This is a genomic window from Rhodopirellula sp. MGV (genome assembly GCF_002251265.1).
GTDB classification, from domain to species: domain Bacteria; phylum Planctomycetota; class Planctomycetia; order Pirellulales; family Pirellulaceae; genus Stieleria; species Stieleria baltica_A.
On the sequence record NZ_NPDI01000020.1, the window covers coordinates 29,123 to 51,191 of the forward strand.

The 22,069-nt window shown below is 56.1% G+C and carries 13 protein-coding genes and 1 pseudogene; 8 read left to right on the forward strand and 6 right to left on the reverse strand.

The features are described from left to right. Positions 1-4 precede the first annotated feature (4 nt). A complete protein-coding gene (locus tag CGZ80_RS06285; RefSeq protein WP_158249768.1) occupies positions 5-2,986 on the reverse strand; it encodes an FG-GAP-like repeat-containing protein in 2,982 nt (993 codons plus the stop codon). Between the two features lie 670 nt (positions 2,987-3,656). On the opposite strand from CGZ80_RS06285, the gene CGZ80_RS06295 reads away from it, so the two are divergent. Next, positions 3,657-4,889 (forward strand): DUF1559 domain-containing protein, encoded by a 1,233-nt coding sequence (locus tag CGZ80_RS06295; protein ID WP_094412488.1) that lies wholly within the window; start codon positions 3,657-3,659, stop codon positions 4,887-4,889. A gap of 286 nt (positions 4,890-5,175) precedes the next feature. Here CGZ80_RS06295 and CGZ80_RS06300 read toward each other — a convergent pair whose 3' ends face one another. Together CGZ80_RS06300 and CGZ80_RS06305 are read right to left on the reverse strand one after the other, a co-directional pair. After that, a complete protein-coding gene (locus CGZ80_RS06300) occupies positions 5,176-6,333 on the reverse strand; it encodes a DegT/DnrJ/EryC1/StrS family aminotransferase (RefSeq protein ID WP_094412490.1) in 1,158 nt (385 codons plus the stop codon). A 157-nt stretch (positions 6,334-6,490) separates the two neighbouring features. Continuing rightward, positions 6,491-7,783 carry an anti-sigma factor family protein gene (locus CGZ80_RS06305; RefSeq protein ID WP_094412492.1) on the reverse strand — a complete coding sequence of 431 codons (1,293 nt, stop codon included), beginning with the start codon at positions 7,781-7,783 and terminating at the stop codon, positions 6,491-6,493. Between the two features lie 544 nt (positions 7,784-8,327). On the opposite strand from CGZ80_RS06305, the gene CGZ80_RS06315 reads away from it, so the two are divergent. Continuing rightward, complete coding sequence (locus CGZ80_RS06315; protein ID WP_094412702.1) at positions 8,328-9,095, forward strand: class I SAM-dependent methyltransferase; 768 nt, start codon at positions 8,328-8,330, stop codon at positions 9,093-9,095. Between the two features lie 8 nt (positions 9,096-9,103). Here CGZ80_RS06315 and CGZ80_RS06320 read toward each other — a convergent pair whose 3' ends face one another. Next, on the reverse strand, positions 9,104-10,420 hold the full coding sequence (locus CGZ80_RS06320) for a hypothetical protein (RefSeq protein WP_094412496.1): 1,317 nt from the start codon (positions 10,418-10,420) through the stop codon (positions 9,104-9,106). A gap of 223 nt (positions 10,421-10,643) precedes the next feature. On the opposite strand from CGZ80_RS06320, the gene xylB reads away from it, so the two are divergent. Together xylB and CGZ80_RS06330 are read left to right on the forward strand one after the other, a co-directional pair. Next, entirely contained in the window at positions 10,644-12,164 is a 1,521-nt protein-coding gene (xylB, locus tag CGZ80_RS06325) for a xylulokinase (RefSeq protein WP_094412498.1), read from the forward strand. An 18-nt stretch (positions 12,165-12,182) separates the two neighbouring features. Further along, a complete protein-coding gene (locus CGZ80_RS06330) occupies positions 12,183-12,971 on the forward strand; it encodes an enoyl-CoA hydratase/isomerase family protein (protein WP_094412500.1) in 789 nt (262 codons plus the stop codon). Between the two features lie 57 nt (positions 12,972-13,028). Here CGZ80_RS06330 and CGZ80_RS06335 read toward each other — a convergent pair whose 3' ends face one another. Further along, positions 13,029-14,114 carry a beta-ketoacyl-ACP synthase III gene (locus CGZ80_RS06335; RefSeq protein ID WP_233148257.1) on the reverse strand — a complete coding sequence of 362 codons (1,086 nt, stop codon included), beginning with the start codon at positions 14,112-14,114 and terminating at the stop codon, positions 13,029-13,031. Positions 14,115-14,525: 411 nt separating this feature from the next. Here CGZ80_RS06335 and CGZ80_RS06340 point away from each other — a divergent pair, with 411 nt between their 5' ends. Beyond that, positions 14,526-15,377, forward strand: a complete 852-nt coding sequence (locus tag CGZ80_RS06340; RefSeq protein ID WP_158222582.1) for a S26 family signal peptidase — start codon at positions 14,526-14,528, stop codon at positions 15,375-15,377. A 2-nt stretch (positions 15,378-15,379) separates the two neighbouring features. Then, positions 15,380-16,444, forward strand: coding sequence for a tetratricopeptide repeat protein (locus CGZ80_RS06345; RefSeq protein ID WP_143543773.1), 1,065 nt, complete (start codon positions 15,380-15,382; stop codon positions 16,442-16,444). A 16-nt stretch (positions 16,445-16,460) separates the two neighbouring features. On the opposite strand, the gene CGZ80_RS06350 is transcribed toward CGZ80_RS06345, so the two are convergent. Further along, complete coding sequence (locus CGZ80_RS06350; RefSeq protein ID WP_094412506.1) at positions 16,461-18,296, reverse strand: response regulator; 1,836 nt, start codon at positions 18,294-18,296, stop codon at positions 16,461-16,463. A 915-nt stretch (positions 18,297-19,211) separates the two neighbouring features. On the opposite strand from CGZ80_RS06350, the pseudogene CGZ80_RS29210 reads away from it, so the two are divergent. Both CGZ80_RS29210 and CGZ80_RS06365 read left to right on the forward strand, forming a co-directional pair. Then, positions 19,212-21,364 (forward strand): annotated as a pseudogene (locus tag CGZ80_RS29210) (hypothetical protein). A 145-nt stretch (positions 21,365-21,509) separates the two neighbouring features. Next, complete coding sequence (locus CGZ80_RS06365) at positions 21,510-21,938, forward strand: hypothetical protein (protein WP_094412510.1); 429 nt, start codon at positions 21,510-21,512, stop codon at positions 21,936-21,938. Positions 21,939-22,069 lie beyond the last annotated feature (131 nt).

Below are 22,069 nucleotides of genomic sequence, written 5' to 3' on the forward strand. Positions count from 1 at the left end.
GAGACTACCAACGTGGTGCCAATTGGTCGTCGCCTTCGATCAGCAAGTAGCGTTGGTCAGCGTCGATGTCTGAAAAGCTTTGCGTCTTTCCCGACGGCCAGTCGATCTTGACTTCGTCGATCCGTGTTGCGGAACCCAAACCGATGTGGAGCACGGGCTCGTTGCTGCACATGTATCCGTCGCCGCCGGTTTGCCAAGCGTGCCATGTTTGAGTGCCTGATCGGACGCTGATTTCGGCGCCAATTGCGTCTCTTTCGCTTTCGACACCGATCAGTTCAAGCTGAAACCAATGGCCGGAGTCCGATCGGTTTTTTAGCAGCGCGATTGGCAAGTCCAAGTGGCTGCTGACCAAGTCAATTTGTCCGTCGTGCTGCAGATCCAGTACGGCGAGTGTTCGTCCGAGTTGCTCTTGTTGCCAATAGTCGCTGAGGTCTTCGTCGTTCTGCAATGCGAATCCGTTGGAACTGCCCCGGAACAATTGTGGTTTCATTCGAAACGGAACGCCCTCGGCTGTCGCATTAAAGACGTGACCGCTTAGTGCAGCTAGGTCAGGCCACCCATCGTTATCAAAGTCAGACGATTGAGTTCCGAAGCCGAGTACCGAGTAAGTTGGCTCAAACAATCCGTAGCGAACGGATTCGTCGGCGAAGAATCCGGATCGGGATTGCAGAAAAAGGTTGACCGGTTCGTTATGGAAGTTGGTGATCAAAAGGTCCAACGTCCCATTGCGGTCCAGGTCACCGGATGCGACGCCCATGCAAGCTTGGCTGTTCCCACCACGCCCGATGCTGCATCCGCGAATGCTTGCCGATTCGGCCAATTCATAGGGTGAGGTGTCGGTGCGTTCGTTTGGAACACTGACCCAGTAGTGGTTTAAGTCGCCGTCGTTGGCGACGAAGAAATCGTTGCCAAGTTTGCGATCAAAGTTGGCGATGACAAGCCCGAAGCCGTGCTGTCGAACGTCACGATGGGCATCGAATTGATCCCAAGCTGTAAAGTGGCCTTGGCCTTGGTTGACGAACACCCGGTCAGCAGCTGCGTTGAATCGTTGTGGTTGACACGTCAGGTAGTCTTCTTCGCAACGGGCGTCGAAGGACTTTGGGTCGTCGATGTAGTTCACCTCGATAATCTCTGGCAGATGGTCGCCGGTCACGTCCGCGATCCCCACACAGGATGTCCAGGCAGACTGGTCGTCGATTTTGTCTGCGGCGAGTTCAAGAAACGTCCCATCGCCTTGATTCAAGTAGATGTCGTTCCGCCCGATGTTGCCAACCACCAAGTCAAGAAAACCGTCTTGGTTTAAGTCGCCAGCCGCAACGCCTTGACCGAAGTGTCGTGAAGTAACGCCCGCCATCTCGGAAACGTCTTGGAATTGTTCGTCATGTTGCGAACGATAGAGACGATTGGGTTGACTCGCGTTGTCATTGCGTGGGTCGTCGCCAGCATTTGCGAAGTACAAATCATTCCATCCGTCAAGATCGAAGTCGATCACCGCGATGCCACCGCCGTTGACTTGGTAGGGATGAAAGCCCATGCCGTCGTGTGGGAATCCGCTTTCGAATGTCATCTGGATTCCACACTGCGACGCGATGTCGGCAAAGTCGATGCGTCTTCCTTCGGAAGCTTGGTTCGCGGTGTTATCCCCAGAAGGCGTCTGCGTGGAATCGGTGACGCCTTTCAAGTTAGGCAGCGGAATCTCGTTGATGTTGAAACCCAACAGGCTGTTCAGTCGAACGCTACGAAGTTGTTCTTCGCTTGCGGCGCTCTCCCATTGCTTGACGGCGTCGGCACGTTTTCCGATTTGCGGAATTCGCAGTGCCATTTGACCGGTGACTTGGGCATCATAGATCAGCCATCCGATCGATTCCCAAGGACGAGTCAGTTGTTGTAGTTGTTCGGCGATCCAACGCATTTGATCCGGATCGGCCTGCTTGGCAATGCGGAAGATTCGATCGAGTGTGACCAGGTTTTGTCTGGCCTTCTCCGCTTGGGTGTCGAGATCAAGTCGTGTCAGCACCTGTAGTAATTGACGTAGCGACTCGCGATCGGTGGGGTCACGACGTAGCGATTCTCCGAACGCTCGGATGGCGGAACGGTCTTCGCCACGATGGACCAACCAGTTGCCAATCGTGCTCCAGTATTCAGGTTGTTCGCTGGTGTTCTCGGGCAACGCATCGAGCCATTGAGCGAGTTCATCAAAATGCGCCGATTCGGTCAGAACGCGTCCTTGAAATGCCGCCAGAGCCGCATTGTCGGGGAACGCTTCACGCAGCTCACGCAATTTTTGGAGTATTCGATCGGGATCGACATTCAGTTTCGTGTACTGCTCACGAAGCTTGCCAAGCTGGAAAAGAGACGGCTTGTCAAGCGAAATGAACTCGTCGAAAGAGGCCAGGTAATAAGGTCCGGAGAGGTCGATCAGACTTAGTACTTCTGCAGGGTTTACCGCTCGAAGCCGTATCAATTCTCGCGCGTACTCGCTCGCTTCGAAGCGTCGGCCTTGGGCATTTAGAAGCTGTGCGAGTAAACGGTTGAAATTCACGTTGTTCGGATCGACCGCTAAACCGTCTTTCAAATTCTGTTCCGCGGCGGCGAAGTTGCCACACTTGATGTACCAATCGAATACGCGGAGGCGGATCTTGTCAGAGTTCTGTGAATCCAGATCAGCCAGCTTGCTTGCGAACTCCGCGGCTAAGCAATAGTCAGCGCTTTGGGAATACAGTTCGACTGCCAATCGAAGCGTGGCGATGTCCGTGGGGTCTTGGATCAACGATTGCTGAACCAAACGCATTGCACGTTGCGAGTTTCCCAGTCGGTGTTCGCGATAAGCCTGTTCTGCGAGGCTCGCATCCTGTGTTTCTGTTTTTTCGTTCGCCGCCGCGTCTTGTTTCGCTGGTTGGAAATTTGTTTCGCTTTTCTGCGGTTCGACATTTGAGCGATTGCATCCGGCGACCAACAGGAGTACGGCGGCAAAACAGCAGGCCAAGCAGGGAGTCTGGGGCCTCAACCGCTTGTGCACGTTAAGAGACACCTGCGTCGGCGACGGAATTTGAAAGCGTTGTTGATACATAGGGCGAGAAGTTGGGAAGAGCATTAGACAGCCGCCGTTCCTTTAAACGCCTGTCTGTCGCATCTCAAAATCGATGCCGGGTGTGGAGCATGATCAATCGGAAAAGCGTTTCTGTTTTCATTCACCGACGATCCGCCAAAGAATGGATTGTGAGTACACGCATTGATGTCGGGATATGTCACTGGTGACCGATTGCACTTCACCAGGTCAAGATCGTCGCAAATAAGCGCGTCGTGGTGCTGGTTTATCGGGGGACGTAGTTTTCGTTAACCGATGGGGAAGTTGTGGTCGAAAATGAACCAACTTTCAATTGTTGACATGTCAACAGAGGGGGCTTTACGAGCCTGCAGAATAAAACTCAACTTAAGTTTGTTTGAACGATTCGTCGTGCTGCACCGATACAGGAGTGCATAGTCGCACCATTTCAGTTTTTGTGTAAGAAATTGCAGGATTGGGCGAATCCCCCAAACGCTTATCTGGTTAGTATACCCGTCAAATCCCATTCTCAATCCGCTGACGTTTTATTTATTGCCCTGGTGGGCGGGTTGATCGGGGTACGGTTTAATCTTTTCTCTACGAGGATCTTATGCGACAGAGACGTTTTTCAGGACGTAAGAAGGCGTTCACGCTTGTTGAACTGCTGGTAGTCATCGCCATTATCGGAATCTTGGTTGGTCTTTTGCTTCCAGCGGTTCAAGCCGCTCGTGAAGCCGCTCGCCGTATGAGCTGCAGCAATAACTTCAAGCAAATCGGCTTGGCCCTGCACAACTATCACTCGGCATACAAGAACTTGCCGATGAACCGTGGTGGTACCTACCGCACCCACTCGCACGGCGACAGTGGTGACTTCAATAACTACTTTAGCCTGAGCTGGATGGTCGGGATTCTTCCGTTCCTCGAGCAACAAGGTATGTGGGATCAGATCAGCAATCCGCTCGACTTGAACCGCGACGGCACGCGCCGTACGGACGGTGGTAACCTGCCCTACCCAGCGATGGGGCCTGTGCCATGGAACGATAATTACCAGCCTTGGTTGACCCAGGTTGCCGCTTATCGCTGCCCCAGCGACCCGACCGAATCGGCACCTTACCGCCTCGGTTACACCAACTACTCGGCATGTGCCGGTGACGCGTACTTCGAGCAACACCACGGCGGTGTGAACGACGAAGGCGTCGCGAGCAGTGACGGTACTTGGGGTTCGGAAGCTGGAAGCCGTTGGGCGCGTGGTGTCTTCCACGCTCGCCACTTCACCAAGTTCCGCGACATCCGCGACGGTCTTTCGAACACTGCAATGTGTGGCGAAAACATCGTCGATGCCCGTGAGCGTTTGGTTGCGACGGTTCCTTACCGTGAAGCAGAAGCTGCTGACATGGCTCAAGCGCCAAACACTTGGGAACAGTATCTCGACCCAGAACGTCCACGTTACTGGTCGCCAACGTTGACCGATGGTGACCCAGGTTTGGACGAAGCAGACCGCCACGGTCGTGGTCGTCGTTGGTCGGATGGTCGTCCACAGTTCTCTGTGTTCAACACCATTCGTCCACCGAACAGCTACTGCGTTTACCGTGGTCACGGCGACTTCGGTTACGGATCGGCGTCCAGCTTGCACCAAGGTGGCGTTCACATCCTGATGGGTGACGGTGCGGTTACGTTCATCACCGACAGCATCGACACCGGCGATCAAACTCAAGTGCCTTACCACAACCTGGATCCGACCTACGGAACCGCAGGTGCAGGTCGTAAGAGCCCTTACGGTGTTTGGGGTGCGATGGGAACGAAAGCTTCGGGTGAAGTCATCGAGGAAGCCCTCGGTCAGTAACTTCGAAAGCATTCACTGCTAACGATCGATGCGAGGCTGGGTTCTGGAATCAGGACCCGGCCTCGCTTTTTTTATTGCAGGGGAGTTGCCTATCGCAGTCGCCATTTCCTGAGTCACAAGCGGTTGCGGTTTGCGTCATCAGCCGATGGATTGGAAGCCGTTGGATTGTCCTGGCGGCGTGTGACGTTCGAGAGTGAATGCCTCTCATCCATTGCCCAACAAAAAAAAGCCGCGTCAGCGAACTGACACGGCTTTTGTCTGCTTTGAATCGATTTGGCGTGGCGAGTTACGCGGCCACTCGTGCGCCGGCGCGATAGTAGGCGGCGATCCCGTCGACCACTTGCTCTTGTTCGCGAGCGGTAAGTGTTGGGAAGATCGGCAGGTTCAAAATTTCTGCGCAAGCTCGCTCGGTCTCCGGCAAAGTCGCCGAATCAATTTTCAGGCTCGCGTAGCACTCTTGGCGATGAACAGGAACGGGGTAGTAGATCTCGCTTCCGATACCGCGGTCACCGAGGTGTGAACGCAAAGCGTCGCGACGTCCGCCACCGACACGCACACCGAATTGGTTCCAGACGTGGAATGCGTTCGCATCGACAGTAGGCAAAACGATTTGATCGGGGCCAACCAATCCTGCATCGGTCAGCAAAGTCATGTAGCGTGACGCGATCGCTTGGCGTGACTCGACGGCTTCATCGAGGTGTCGCAGTTTGATTCGCAGGACCGCTGCTTGGAACGTGTCCAAGCGGCTGTTGATGCCGACTTCTTGGTGATAGTATCGCGGTCGCATGCCGTGTCCGGCCAATAGACGCAGGCGGTCGGCATAGGTTTCGTCGTTGCTAGTCAGCATCCCGCCGTCACCCATCCCGCCAAGGTTTTTGGTGGGGTAGAAACTGAAGCAGCCGGCCAATCCCCAGCTACCTGCGGGGCGGGAGTGATACGCCGCACCGATTGCTTGGGCGGCATCTTCGATCACAGGGATATCGTGTTGCGTGGCGATCTGGCAGATCCGATCGATTTGGGCGCACTGGCCAAACAGGTGTACCGGGATGATCGCCCGTGTCTTGCTGGTGATCGCGTCGGCAATGCACTGCGGGTCGACGTTGAAGGTATCGGGGCAGATGTCGACAAAAACCGGAGTCGCACCCAGTCGCGTGATGCAGCTGACCGAAGCGAAGAACGTGAAGCTTGGCACGATCACTTCATCGCCGGGACCGATGTCGAGTGCCATCAGGGCGAGCAATAACGCGTCGCTTCCGGATGCACAGCCCACGGCGAATTCGGCTTGGCTGTGTGTGGCAACTTCTTTTTCAAGGTCGACCACATCGGGACCAAAAAGAAAACGCCCACTGTCGACGACGGCGGTCAGCGCCTCTACGAACTCATCGCGATGTGGAAGATTGTCGCGGTTGATATCCAACAGCGGCACATGGGTCGAGCCAGTCATGGGAAAGCCTTCCTTGCTTTTTATCTGTTTGGCAATTGGTAGGGTGGCTGATCGAGGCGCGTGGGAGGTCCGGTCTTGCTGCCTCGCTCTGCTGATTCTTTGCGGGGAATCGTGTTTTTGATACCCGGTTTTCGCAGTCAGCGTCAATAGAAATCGATCAGCGGATCAGAAACAGAATGTTCGCCATTTGGTCAGGCTCTTCATTCAAACTGCCGTCAAGATCGGCAGCATTTGTGGGCAATTCGAGTGGCTGCCCCGAGCCCATGCTGGACACCATTGCGGCGGTCGTTGGCGTGATTGGGGCAAAGACTCGATCCCCGAATTCGTCTTGCCAAAGTCCGACGGACGCATCGTTGCCTTCGCCTACCAGAGGGGTGCTTCGGCCTTGGTGGCGAATTCGGGTGGGATCTGGAAGTCGAGCCGCATTCACCGCTTTCAGGATAGGAGCATCATGCTCCGCGTACAGCAAGCTGAACGAAAGTGATGCCACGTGGTCGCGATCATTTGCCAAGGCATTGACGAGCAAATCGAGTTTCTTTGCGGGTGACTCCAGAAGCAGCACCCGTTGCGGAGCCCCAAGGTCACTCTCACCAGACTCGCGATTGGCCGCGGCAGCCAAGTCGTTACCAACGGGGCGTTCTTCGCTCGTTTGAAACTGCAGGGTATTCGTCGCTTGACTGAACGAATCGGCAGTTCGTCCTGCTTCGGTCAATTCGACTTTGATGACCAAAAGGGTGTTCAGTGGACGTAGTGTCGCTGGCGATTGCTCCACCGACGCTTCGATCGGCTCTCGGTCAGGAGTGTCGATCGTTGCCGCGGACGACGGTGCGTCCATCGCGATCATCGGTTCTATTTCCGTAGTTCCGGCTTCGTCTATTGCCGGAAGGGGCTCTGAAGTGCTTCCCTGGGAATCGGCGTTTCCCTGGGATTCTGATTCGGCGAGCATTTCGGTCACAGGCGACGGGCTGTCACTCTGTGAGTGCTCGGCGGTTTCTTGCGGGGCGGGACTGTTCTCGGCGATTGCGGGGTGATCGCTTGGGGCAGGTTCACGCAGCACGCCGATGGCAAACAGCACTGATGCCGCCAAGGCGGCCACCCCGATTGTGATTGATCTCGCCGAGATTCGTGAATCAGAGCGACCGGCAGGACGAAGTTCCTGGTCGGCAACAAGCAATGGGTGGTGATCGATCCCACTTTGCGACTTGACGTGATCGATTGCCGCGGCAACAACATTGTCGGCAAAGTTAGCGGGCAAGCGATACGCGGTTTGCTGGTTACTGCGGGCGATCGCCTGCAGGTGTTCACGTTGCTCAATGAAGGCTTGGAACCGTTCTGCGACTTCTGGGTCGCTGTCGATCAACTGTTCGGCACGAGCGCACTCATCCGAACTCGCCGCACCATCCAGGTACGCCGACAGCAGTTCGTCGAGAAGGTCGTCAGGTAAAGCCATTACAACATCCAGCCCGTCGCCGGGTTGCTTGCGATTCAGTTCGAAGCACCGGCCAAGAGGATAACCTAGTTTTGCACTGTCAAGTCAAACCCAACCGTGACGGTCGTCAGGGGAGGGGGGATTCCCAGGGGATTCCTCCGACGCGTGGCGGTGATGAAGGCGTGCCACGGTCGGTATAACCTTCGGATGAAATGGAATCGCGAAAGTTCCCTATTTTTCGCGGTCCTAGTTCGGAAAGGGGCGGTAAACCCGTGTTTTAGGTTGTTTTTCCGTGACTCAGCGGATTTTTTTGGGTCCCCTGGCGGCTGACCGCTTTCCCTCTCTGTTTTCGATTGTCGGAATTCTCGCCTGCGATTAGGTTCAGCTGCTTGAACATTGGGGCTGTTTTGTCGACCGCCCGTGATGGTTCTCCCAGATCCCCCAACGTGATCAAGCCACGCCCGTGAGCGAGTTTCCACCGAACGATCGATCGCCATTTTCGGGAAATCGCCAACAGCAAGCGGACCCAGGCGTGCTTGACGCAAACCAGCGGGTTTACGACCGGATGGCTGCATCGGGTGATCCTCTTTGCCGACCGGCGACCGCTGAAGAGCTTTCGCGGCCGTTGTCAGTGGTTGATCAGGCGGGATGGCTTGAAGGCGACATCTCTGGCAAACACGTGTTGTGCTTGGCTGCCGGCGGGGGGCGTCAAAGTTCGCTGTATGCCGCTGCCGGAGCGAACGTAACCGTGGTCGATCTGAGCGGGGCGATGTTGGAACTTGATCGTCAAGTTGCGGCGAAGCGAGGCTATTCTTTGCGGATCTTGCAAACCACGATGGAGGATCTGTCCGGTCTCGCCAGTGCCTCGTTCGACATCGTGATTCATCCGGTCAGTACCTGCTACGTTCCCGACATACGTCCCGTCTTTGACGAAGTCGCTCGGGTCACGAAGCCTGGCGGCATCTATATCAGCCAGCACAAACAGCCAGTGAGTTTGCAAGCGGACTATCAACGTGCCGAACGTGGGTACCCGGTGCTGCACACGTATTATCGCAGCCAGCCCGTTCCTCCGCCGCGTCAAGCGACTGCGGCATCAAAGCGATTGCGGGAAAGCGGTGCGATTGAGTACCTGCACCGTTGGGAGCAGATCGTTGGCGGGATGTGCCGTTCGGGGTTTATGATCGAAGACTTGGTTGAACCGGTACATGCGAAGCCGGAGGCCCCAGCCAACAGTTTTGCCGACCGGGCAAAATTCATTGCCCCGTACGTGCGAATCAAGGCACGGCGCCGGGGCGAGGTCGGTGAGTCCAAGCCAAAAATCGTTCTGCTGTAACGTCGCGATTAAACGTCCAGCTTCTTCCACGCGGCCGTTTGTTTTTCGATACCGTTGCGATCGCTGATTTCGTTCCAGCGTTCTGCAACCTGATTGAGCGCCGCTTGCGGATCGGTTTCTCCGCCAATGCATCGGCGCACTTGATCGTCGAGAACTTGGTAGTATTCGGTGCCGTTCGGCAGCCAAGGGCCGCTGACGACGAGCGATGTGTTCAACTGCTCCTTCGCCCAGCGCGCGTAGCCGGTCAACTGTCCGCCGACGGTCGATTCGCGAGGCGTGCGTGTTGGCGAAACCAGCTCCGTTTGTTGTGTTAGCGTGGAGTGTGACGGGGTTCCTGAGATCCAGCCAACGAATCTTCGCGACGCCTCCGTTTGGCGGCAGCCGGTGCTGACGCATGCGATCAAGGTTTGGCGGCCGAGCCACAGACGCTCCGTTTCGGTTTCGTTGGGGCAAGCCGTTGCCGAAACGTCAAAAAACTCTGCGGACGCGTCCGGTGCTGCTGCCGTGATCGGCGTTTGGAATGCGATGCCACCTTTTAGCTCGCCTTGGCGGATGCCGTTGTAAATCATCGCAGGCGTCATCTCGGTCGATGCATAAAGCTTTGAGTCGGCAAGCAACGCCTGCAGCTGTTCGACATATTCGGGTTGATTGATTTGTGCTTTGAGTGTCAATCGATCAAACAACCATGCGCGATCGATTGTCAATGCGCACCGATTCAGAAACGAATTTGCCGCCCAAGACGTCGCGAGTGGTTCACCCGATTTGCCTTTTTTGTCGCCAAGCCAAGTGTGATAGTCGGCCCAGTTTTCGAGAGTCAAATCGGGATCCAGGGACAGTACCGCGAGTGGCTTGGCGCCAGCAGCGACGCCCCACCGCAATCCGTCGTAGCGGCCGAATGAATGTTCAAGTGCGGGAAGCAATGGTCCATGGTTTGACGCGATGTCATCCAAGACTTCTTGATTGATATCGACGATCGTTTCATTCGCGATCAATGTCCCAATCAAAGCGTGTGAAACGATAGCCACATCACTGTTGCGGACGGCGTCGATGATCGATTCAATCTGACCGGCTTGGCTGGAATCGATTGCCGTGATTTGTAGTGATTGTTCCGCTTCGGTTCCGTAAGCGCGCCGGATCGCCGCGGCGTCATCTTCGGAGCCATCAAAGACGATTCGCAAGGGAACGTCGCGGCGCTCGCCCGATGGCTTGTTGTCCGGAGTCGGTTCTGAGGAGCTACCGCAGCCGGTCACGGCCAAGGCTGAAAGGATCCCGATTGCATGGCGTCGGTTGAGGTTCCGGTGACTTCCGTGATCGAAGCTTGGCATCGTAGCGGTGTGATAGATTGAATGGGGAAGTTGTAGACGCGGTAATATATCTCCGAGGCCGAGCTTATTTCGGGAAAACAATTCGGTTCGGCCTGATCTGGAAATGACGACGCGGCTTGGCTCTCGGTACGATACGCAATCCCTTCGAATCCGGTTCGGCTTGCCTGTCTCTACAGCAGCACCGGGTTGAATCTTCATCCTACCCTCATCATCAATCTTCACCATGAGTCACTATCTAGGAATCGACGTCGGAACCAGCGGAACCAAAACGTTGTTGATCGACGAAAAAGGTGCGTTGTTGGCGGAAGCCGATGCGAGCTATCCGATGGAGCAACCCAAGCCCGGTTGGACTCAGCAAGACCCCGACGATTGGTGGGCCGCGACGGTTAAGACTGTTCGCGAGGTGATGAACAAGGCTCAGCTCAAACCGCAAGACGTCAAAGCGATTGGCCTGAGTGGTCAAATGCACGGCAGCGTTTTCTTGGACTCACAGAGCAACGTGATCCGGCCGGCGTTGCTGTGGAACGACCAACGTACCGCAGCGGAGTGCGATGAAATCACTTCGGCGGCCGGCGGACGCAAGAAGCTGATCAAGATGGTCGCCAACCCGGCGTTGACCGGTTTTCAGGCTCCCAAAATCCTGTGGCTGCGCAACAACGAACCCAAGAACTTCGAACGGCTGGCCAAGGTATTGCTGCCGAAGGACGAGATTCGTCGACGCTTGACCGGCGAGTTCTTTAGCGAAGTCAGTGACGCCAGCGGAACGTTGCTGCTGGACGTCGTGAAACGCCAGTGGTCAAAGAAGTTGCTGACGAAGTTGGATTTGGATATCGACTTGCTGCCTGAAGTCGTCGAGAGTGAACAGGTCACTGGGACTCTGACACAGGCCGCAGCAACGGCACTTGGATTGACGACCGATTGCAAAGTTGTCGGCGGTGCCGGGGATTGTGCCGCGGGGGCGGTTGGCAATGGCGTTGTCAAGAAAGGGGTGTTGAGCACCTCGATCGGAACCAGTGGCGTGATGTTCGTTCATAGCGACGAACCACAGTATGACGAGTCTGGACGTCTACATACGTTTTGTCACGCGGTGAACGGTGCGTGGCACATGATGGGCGTCAACTTGACCAGCGGCGGATCGCTGCAATGGTGGGTTGAGTCGATCCTGCAAGGCTTGTCCGGAATTGGCGACGGCGAAGCTTATGCCGCGGCGACCGCCGAAGCGCAAAAGGTCGACGCGGGCAGCGGCGGTGTCGTCTTTCTGCCCTACCTGAACGGCGAGCGTACCCCACACGCCGATCCCAAGGCACGTGGCTCATTCGTCGGTTTGAATTTGACGCACACACGCGGCGCGATGACCCGCAGTGTGATGGAAGGCATCACGTTCGCTTTGCGTGACAGTTTGGAAATTATCCAGTCGCTCGGCGTGCCTGTCAAAGAAATCCGAGCGTCAGGCGGCGGAAGTAAAAATCCGTTCTGGCGACAAATGCAAGCAGACGTGTTTGGAAAGAAAATCACGACCCTGAAAGTCGAGCAAGGTCCTGCCTACGGTGTCGCTTTGTTGGCGGCCGTCGGCGACGGTGCGTACAAGAACATTCAATCGGCTTGCAAAGCAACAATCGAAAAAGCAGAATCGACCAGTGTTGATCGCAAGGCAGCGGCAGCCTATGACAAGCTGTTCCCTGTTTACCGAAAGCTGTACAGTGATCTGGCCGATTCGATGCACGCATTGGCCGACTTCGAATAACCCCTTTGTATCAGGACGATGAGCCAACAAGTCGATATCAAAGTGATGGACTCGGTCGCCACAATCGTGATAGACCGACCCGATGCATGTAACGCGTTGAATGCTTCTTTGATTCATCAGTTGATCGAAGCGTTTGGAGACATCCATCAAGAAAAGAAGGTATCGGCCGTCGTGTTGACCGGTCGCGGCAATCACTTTTGCAGCGGTGTTGACCTCAAGGACTTTGCCAAGATCGCGACGATGGAACCGATCGACGCGCATCCCGAGTGGATGGACGCGTGGCGTCAGTTGACTGAGCTTTGCGAGACGTTGCTGCGTTTCCCGAAGCCGATTATCGCGGCGGTCGATGGCGATGCGATTGGTGCCGGCTTGGCACTTGCACTTTCATGCGACTTGATGGTGCTTTCCAAACAGGCTCAGTTGATTGCAAACGCCGCACAGCGTGGTTTAATCGGCGGGCTGACCGCACCGCTGCTTGAGTTCCGCTTCGGAGCTGCGACGGCAGCACGGATGTTGTTGACCGGTGATGCGATCGACGCTGCTGAAGCATACCGTTTAGGCATGTGCGGCGAAGTGATTGCCGCAGATCAAGTGTGGGTGCAAGCCAATGCGTTGGCAAAACGCTGTGGGCAGTCGCCGCGTGAATCGGTGCAGGCGACGAAGCGCATCTTAAATGAAGCGATCGGCGAAACGTTGTTGACCAATCTGGCCGGCGGAGCCGCAACAGCTGCCGCGCTATGCACGACCGATTCGGCCGCCGAAGGGATTCAGGCATTTGTCGAGAAACGCCCACCGGAGTGGCCATAGGCGGCCACTTTTATGAGACTCGCGGTTTGGAACGAGGCAGTCCAAACCGGATAGGGGCTAATAACGGATCAGTGCCGTGCCCCAGGCCAAGCCACTGCCGAACCCGCACAGCAAGACGTAATCTCCGCGTTCGATGCGGCCAGCTTTGAAGGCTTCGTCAAGTGCCAACGGAATGCTCGCGCCGGAGGTATTGCCGTAGCGATCAAGGTTGACCAGGACTTTGTCCGGGGTAACTTCGAGATCGGAAACGGCCGAGTCGATGATTCGTTGATTGGCCTGGTGGAGGACGACCAAAGAAAGCTCGTCGGATCCGATCCCGGCATCTTTCAAAACGTCTTTGGCGCTCTCGTCGAAGACTCGGACTGCCCATTTGAAAACGTTGCGGCCGTCCATCTGCAAGTATTGCAAACCTTGCTCTTTGGCTTCGTCGGTCAGCGACATGCGTGTACCCCCGGCTGGGATGCATAGCATTTCGCCGCCGCAGCCTTCGCTGCCCAGTTGATAGGACAAGATGCCAGACGGGCCTGCCGCATCGCCATCGGAACCTTCGGTGTCGTCAGGGCCGACGATCACCGCACCGGCACCGTCGCCGAAAAGCGGGTAGGTTTTTTTGTCGTTCGGGTCGATCAGGCGACTCATCAAATCGGCGCCCACGACCAAAACGCGTTTGGCGTTTCCGTTGGCAACAAATTGTGCTGCCGTCGTGAACGCGTACATGAAACCAGCACACGCGGCGCCAACATCCATTGCTGGGGCAAACGCACCAAGACGTCGTTGCAAGTGGCAAGCGGTGGACGGGGTGAAGTGATCCGGGGTGATCGTGGCGACCAGGATCAAGTCGATCTCTTCGATCGAAACGCCGGCGTCATCTAAGCACCGAACCGCGGCTTCGTAACACAGATCGCTGGTGGCTTGGTCGGGCGTCGCGTGTCGGCGTTGTAGGATGCCAGTGCGGCGGACGATCCATTCGCTGTCGCAACCCAATTCGGCCAGGTCCTCGTTGGTGATCACGTTGTCAGGCACAAACGCGCCGGATCCGAGGATTCGAACTCCGGGGACGCTGCCCATGCGGCCGCGTGCTGCTTTGGCTTCTGTCGATGGCGTCTCTTGCGATCGGCAGTCAATCTCGTTCTCTGATTTCATTTCCGCAGCAGGCGGGGTTTCTTGAAGGACTGTGGATTGGTCTCGCATCAGGCAGTTTGCAAATCCGTGTTGAACGGGGCGACGGCGAGCCGACAAGTATTGGGCTCGAACCGCGACCTTGGGAAAAGTCCGATGTGTACGTCGGTTGAGAGTATAACGAGAGGTGCGATCGAGCGTCAGCCGAATCGCGCACCCCGGCGATTGTCGCCGCAGTTCCGCCCCACCAAGGCGGATTGTTTGCCCCTCTTTCCCTGTCGTGTGAAGTTGTCGAACCGTTCAATTTTGCTGTGTATTGCCGGTTTTGTGGGACTCGTGATCGCAGTTTCACGGCTGGGGTTTCACGCCGGTTCGCAGCCCCCCGGTTCACTGTCTGCTGCTTCGCGGCCCCCCATTCGTCCGACAACTTTTGTCGTGCGTGGGCATTCCATGATGCCGACATTGCGGGACGGTGATCTGTGTCAGCTCGATCATCCGACTGGCCAGTTGAAAATCGGTGATGTGGTCGCAACTCGTTTCAACGGGGCAGACCATGTCAAGCGTGTGGCCGCGTTGGCGGGAGATCAGGTGTCGCTTGATCGCGGTCGGTTGTTGGTCAACGGACGACGTTTGGAAGATTGGTTTGCCGAGCGTCAAGTCGAGCTTGCCATTCCGCCAGGTAACGTCCGTGTGGCGACTTCGCCGGATGATTGGCATGTTACTGACGACGGCCGTTGGTTGGTGCTGACCACACGCAACCCGTACCGCGATGGGGCCGAATCGCCAGTGCTGGACGACTATCCGGGGAATACCGAGGTCCGCCGGGGACTGAATCCAGTCGATCGCTTGTTGTTGGTCGTCAATCAAGTTGATCATGACAGTCGCGTTGTTTTCTTCGTCGATCAGCACTTGCGATTCACTGAGGTGTTTAATCGCCGAGCGTTGTCGCGGTTCGGATCGCTCGCTGCGTCGAGTGATGGCAGCCTGCCAACGCTTGATGCCGCGCATCCCGTCGCGGTGGAGTTGCCACCGAGCAATGACGCGGTCGACGTAGAATCGCGATGGCCCCACCGGTTCGAGTTGTGGCGTGAAATCGAGTACCGCGATGACATTCCTCGTCGACGTGCGAACTACCCGCTAGAAGTCGAAGAAGGACAGGTTTTTGTCGTTGGCGACAATGTTCCTGTTTCGATCGACAGTCGCGAAGTTGGCTCAGTCCCCGAGGCAGCGATTTTTGGGCAAGTCAGTGCTGTCCGGTCACCAGGGATTGAAGCGTTGGAAGATTGATCTTGACCGCCGTGTTTGCGATGTCTTATCGCAAACGCATGATCGGCAAATTGAATCGCTATCTGCTGCAGGGTCTGCTGTGTTTCACGTTCGGGCTGTGCCTTGTGGTCGGATCTGGATGTCGCGTGACAGCGCCTGTGCATCGCTGGGTGCCGCCGGGATTGCATGCCGCAGTGGATCAGACCGTTGTGCTGTCTGAAATTGAGGGCCCCGCTGAGCTCGCCGCATCGCTTCGGCAACGGTTGCTGGATACCGCACCTCGTGACGAAGGTCGTAAACTAGCAATTATCGATGTTAACCGACTGCGGCAACAATCTTCCGATAGCGAAACCAACCCGATCGCATTGGTTTCACACCAGGAAAGCGTTGCGAGCGATGTCTCTCTGCTGCCGCTGGCAAAACGAGGTGATGTGAACTATCTGCTGCGTGGTGAGGTCTTGGTAGATCAGACCGCACCGTGGTTGGCCGACCGTGATCAACGGTTGGTGGTTTCCTGGTGTTTGACGCCGGTCAATTCTGATCGCGACTTATCGCCGGGCGATGACCGCCAGCAATCCGAGCACCAGCAAGCGCAGTACGGCACGCCGCTGACGATCAATCTTGCTGACGCGTTGAAGAAGTATCCCGACTTGGCGTGGCTGAACGACAAGCACGCTGCATTAGAAACAGCGATGGTGCGCGAGACGTTTGCGTTGCTGTCGCCGACCGTTCAGCGCGACAAGGTGCGGCTCGATAACCCGTTGCCCCTGCCGGGGAGCTGGCACACGGTGGCTGGAAACTTTTATGCCAAATCCGGGCGCTGGGCTGATGCAGAAACCCAATGGCAGCGTGCGTTGAAGTGGAATCCGTTCTCGTCCGCCGCGATGCACAACTTGGCGTTGGCAAAGTCAGCGAAGCAGGATTTCTCGCAGGCGCGTCACTGGGCCAGCCGATCGGTTGTGTTTGGACCCACGAAGCGCCACCAGCGCGCCGCGGTTTGGGTGGAGCAGGCGCAGCGGGACTACCACGAGGCGTTTGATCTCGCAGATCCGCCAGAGGGTTGGTCCGTGACGCGGCCAGTCGAATAAGCGACGGCAGCGTCGCTTATTTAGGCGAGAAGCTTTCGGTTTGGTCCGAGTTGTTGTTCTCGGTTGCGTCGGCGTCATCTGCCGCCGCGTAAGCTTCCAAGACTGTTTTGACGACGTCGATCAATTGGTCCAGGCGGAACGGTTTGTAAAGTCGAGCCTTGGGGTGCAAGCCGTTTTGCAATGCGTTGACAATCGAGTGTCCCGGGTCATAGCCGAAGCCGGTCATCAGGATCATCGGGACCGGATCGATCAGTTCCTTCAGCCGCATCATCAGCTGGAATCCGCTGTATTCGGGCAGCTTAATGTCGCTGATGATGACGTCGTATTTATTTTCTTCGCTGGCGTCACGAACCATGGGGACTGCTTGGACGGCACCGCGAGCGGTTTCGACGATGCAGCCGTAGCGTTCGAGCAATCGGTGGGCGTCCTCGCGGACGGTGGCGTCTTCGTCGACGACGAGGACGCGTTTGTCGCGAAGTAGGGCGTGTTCAACGGAGGAGATTCCCGGTGGCACAGCTTCCAGCGGTGTCATGCGTTGGCCGATCTGCTGGATTGTTTGCTTGATGTCGCGGGCGTTCTTTAGGATCCGTCGGATGCGGTCGACCATTTCAGGCGAGTGCCCGATGTAGTCTTCCATGACATTGACGGCGTCGTTCAGGATTTCGTCGACCGGCATCGCGACCGCACTGTGGATCGCGTTGCAGCTTTGCTGGGCCGTGTCTGCCTTTTGGGCGACCAGCAATTCCAGGGTGTTGAGCGCGTAGCTGATATCGCGGGCGAAGATTTCCAGGAACTGCAGATCGCTTTCGGTGAAGGCGGCGACCTGCGGGCTTTCGACATTGATCGTACCGAGGACCTGATCGTTCAAAATCAGTGGCACGGTCAGCGAGCTACGTGAGTTAGCGACGCCAGGGATGAACAGCGGATCGTTGATCACGTCGTAACACAGGTAGCTAGTTCCGCTGGAAGCGGCGTACCCGGTGATCCCATTACCGTGTGGATGGGCGTAAAGCTGGCGATCAGCGGCCTCTTGATCAATTCCCACGCTCAACAAAGGCAGCAGGTACCCGGTTGCTTGTTCGAGCAAGCGGATTTCGATCACGTCGAAGTTCAGCAGATCTTGTAGGTAGTGGCGAATATTGTCCTTGAGCAAGTCGATGCGTTCATCGACACCCATTTGGAAAATTTCGCTGGGGCGAAGGTCGGCAAGCTCACGGCCGGCGCGGTGAATCGCGGCCAGCTTTTGTTGCTGCAGAATTTCTTCGGTGATGTCGCCGACGGTAATGACGAGTTGTGTTGCCGGCGAGTGGTCACCAACCGGAGCGGCGCGAACTTGGTAGTAACGGCTGCTTTCCGTTTGGAAGGTGCCGCTGCTTTCTTCGCCAGTGGTGAATGCGGTGTGGAAGGGGCAAAGGTCCGAACCCAAAATTTCTGGGTTGCCCATCATCTCGTAGATCGTGTCGCCAACCGGATCGATGTCCAGTTTGTCGAACCAGCGTCGGAGTCGGCGGTTCGCCCAAAGCACGCGGTTCTTTTGATCCAGCAGTGCGGCGCCTTCGGGGAAGTCGCGGAGCATGAGTCCGCTTTGACAAAGACCGCGAAGTTCGCCCAGTTCGGGCAGCAAGTCGCGTGCGATCCAAACACCTTCGATCTTTTGATCGGAGAGTTGGTCAAGCACCGTTGCCGATGAATCCAGCACCAGGACATCGTCAGACGAGTAGTCTTCGGGCAGACTGCCGAGATTGCCGACGCAAATCAACCGTTTTTGACCGGTTCCAGGCTCCGAAGGTGCAGACTGATCTCCTTGGCTGACTTGATTAGCAGCATCGAAGGAGGAAGTCGATTGTGTCATTGAAGACGCCTCTGACCACGCGACACAACGAATGGAGCGGAGGGATTCTCTCGAGCCCGCCTGCTCGGTATGACCAATGATTGGAACTTTCATCCACGGGTGTTCATCGGCAACCGCTCACCATGAATGATAAGAGAAAACCGTTTCGGATACACCTTTACTCGGGACCGAATTTGTCCAGGAGTAATCATAGCGGAACAGTTTGCAGTTAGGCCCCGTTTGCGTCCATTCATCTGCCGCTAACAGGATCTCCATCGGATCGAAAAAAGCTTTCCTCCACCAGAAAACTTATTCGAGACCAAGAGACCCCTGGGTAAATTCACTGTAGCAGTGCGTTTTAGTTCGCTACAAAACGCACTGCCGAACGTTTCCGAGCCCTTCCCGCGATGTCGTGGCTGCATGTTCTTAGCTCTCAGATAAATCATTCGTCGTTCTGGGGCGAGAAACGGACGTCGGTTCATCCAATTCCGATCAGGCTGTCTGCCGATCGACCGCGTTGGTGCGTTTGGAATCGGACTCTGGTCCCCCGGCTGTCGGGACTTTCTGCATGAAACGTGCCGCCAGTTCGATCGCCGCTAAAAAAGTTACGCGGCGCGATTTCGTCAGTGGCGTGCAAATACCCGTTGCTGAGCTTGTTTTTCAAATTACCTGAACGAATGCACGGGTTTGATTTAAGAAAAACGCGTGCTTTGCCGGCACGCCTGGCGCACCGTTTGAATACGGCGAGCGTGCTGTTTAGGCAAAATTGCTAATTTGAGGAAACTGGTTCGAGCGGATTGTTGACAGTGTTTAGGGCAGGTCTACATTCAAGGGACAAGGGCATAGCCCAGTCTACGCAGCCGTTGCATTTTCTCGAAATTTTCCATTGACGAACATAAGCTTGCGGGCTGTGAAACTACCTGGAGGAATCACTGAATGTTGAAGAGTCTTGTCCGAGGCATCGCGGGCGTGTGTTCCGCGCTGTTCCTCGCTGCCAATCTGTTCGCCGGTTGCGGCGACTGCAGTGGCTGTGCAGCCGGCGCGGCGTGTGTCACCGCCGCCGATTGTGCACCGACCGTGTCGTATGAAGAACGCACGGTGATGAAAAACCAATGGGTCACCGAAACACGCCAAGTGCCGGTGACCAGCTACGAATGCGAAACACGAACCCGCATGCGCACCGTCACCCGACAGGTCGCCAAGGTCGAAACCCGCGAAGAGACCTACACGGTCAACGTTCCTGAAGTCCGTACCCGCACCGAATCGTACAAGGTCATGGTGCCGGTTTCGTACACCGAAGAAGTCCCCTACACCGTAACCATTCCGGTGACGACTGAAGTCGAAGAGGAATACCAAGTTTGTGTTCCTTACACCGAAGAAGTTGAAAAGACCTACAAGGTGTGCGTGCCTCAAACGACCGAAGTCGAGCAGACCTACACCGTTTGCGTGCCTTACAAGGAAAAGAAGCAGTACACCGTCTGCGTTCCTTACACCGAACAGGTCGAGCAAGAGTACACCGTTCAGGTTCCAGTGAAGCAGACCCGCACTGAGACCTACAACGTGTGCGTCCCCTACATCGAGCAAGTCGAAAAAGAGTACCAGGTCAAAGTGCCGGTGCGGAAGACTCGTACAGTTGAGTACCAGGTCTGTGTTCCTTACACCGACCACGTGACCCAAACGTACAGCGTCAAAGTTCCTTACACCGAACAGAAGACTTACACCGTTCAGGTCCCTACACCGAAACGGTTGAGCAGCCATACTCGGTCAGCGTTCCTTACACCGAAGCGATCGAGCGTGAATACACCGTTCAAGTTCCTTACACCGAGGAAGTTGAAAAAGAGTACACCGTTCAAGTTCCCGTCACGGAAACCCAATCGGCAACTCGTACGATCACCAAGTGCGTGCCAGTGACCACCACCAAAAACGTCACCGAAGATCACGGCAGCTATCAATGCCAAGCGATCGAGTCGGCACCGGCGGCTTGTGGCGGATGCGGGACGAGTGCTTGCGGCGGGTGTGGCGGATGCCAAACCGGTTGCGGAAGCGTGAGCCCTTGCGGATGCGGCGGTGCAGTCGTTGGCTGTGGCAATGCGTGTGCACCAGCAGTGACTTACAAGCGTGTTTGGGTTCCTAACTTGGTGACCAAGGAAGTCCCTGTGACGACTTACGAGCGTCAAACGGTTGAAGAGCCCTACACCTACACGACGACCCGCTGCGTTCCTGAAGTTCGTACTCGCAAAGTTTGCGTGACCAAGTACCGTCCCGAGACTCGTACTTGCACCACCAACGTGACGAAGTATCGCACCGAGCAACGCACCCGTCCGGTTACCGTTTGCAAAACTCGCACCGAAGAGCGTACCTGCAACGTCACCAAGTACCGCACCGAAACTCGCAGCCGCGAAGTGCCGGTTTGCAAGACTCGTATGGAAACTCGCACCCGCGAAGTTCCTTACTGCGAATACGTTACCGAAACTCGCACCTGCACCGTTCCGGTTCGCAAGACCCGTACGGAAGAGCGTACTCGCGAAGTTCAGTTTTGCGTCATGCAGCCTGAGACGCGTACACGCACGATCTGCGTACGCAAGACTCGCGAAGAAACTCGCGAATGCGAAGTCACCAAGTACCGCAACGAGACCCGTTCGAAAACGGTTCCCGTAACCAAGATGGTCACCGAGACTCGCACCAAGATGGTTCCGGTTCAAAAGACCCGTTTGGAAACCCGCACTCGTATGGTTACCAAGACGACTTGCACCACCGAAAATCGCACTCGCGAAGTCACCAAGACTCGTATGGAAGAGCAAACGAAAGAACGCGAAGTGAAGTACACCGTCTGTGTTCCAGAGGAACGCACTCGTACTTACAACGTCACCGTTTGTGAAACCGTCAGCGAAGAAGTTCCCGAGACTTATCAGGTTCGCGTTCCTGTCGAGTCGGTGAAGGAAGTTCAAGTTCGTGTCTGCAAGCAAGTTCCAACGACCGTCAAGGTTCCTGTGTACTGCTACGGCACGTCTGCCCCTTCGGCAGCCGGTTGTGCTTCATGTGGCGAAACCGTCGCTGAAGGCCAAGGCTGCACCGATTGCGGAAAGTAATCGAAATCCCAGCGGCGCGTCGCTGATGTGCTGCTGGTGAATCTGTAAACTGCGAAACGGCTTCGGAGCACCATTGCTTCGAAGCCGTTTTTCGTTAGCGTTTGCAACGCATTTTGTTTCTGCCTGTGGATCAATGACCAGCCCTATGACGGATGATATTTTTGCCGACCCAATGTCGAGCGGCCAACCACAGCGTTCCAGCGGAGCGTGGAAGTGGGTGCTTGTTGCGCTGTTGTCGGGAGTCTTGCTGACGGGGCTGATGTGCTGCGGCGGATTTCTGTTCCTCGCGAACTTCGGGATGGGGTTGGTCTCTCGGGAGATCGCCGAGCAGCTGGAGGTGACGCCAGAGTTTCAATCGCAAATCGGGGAGATCGTTTCGTTTGATCCGAACTACACCGAAAGCTTTAGCGAAGACGACGAGAACACTTTTGTGTACGACGTGGTCGGCAAGCTCGGTTCAGGCCAGGTCGTGGTCCAGCATCTGACCGATGACGACGGCAATGAGGTTGTCGTGCAAGCTTGGTTGGTCGATGAAGCGGGACAGCGATCCCCAGTGACATTGTCCACTGAATAGCGAAGTGGGCGTATGTGTCACGCTTCTTCATTCCGTTTTAAGATGACACTTCGCGCGACAGGTAACCCTCGCTTTGTGATAAGGGTTTGATATCGTTCCGCAGCTTGCTCCTAGGGAGTCGCGTGCGTTGC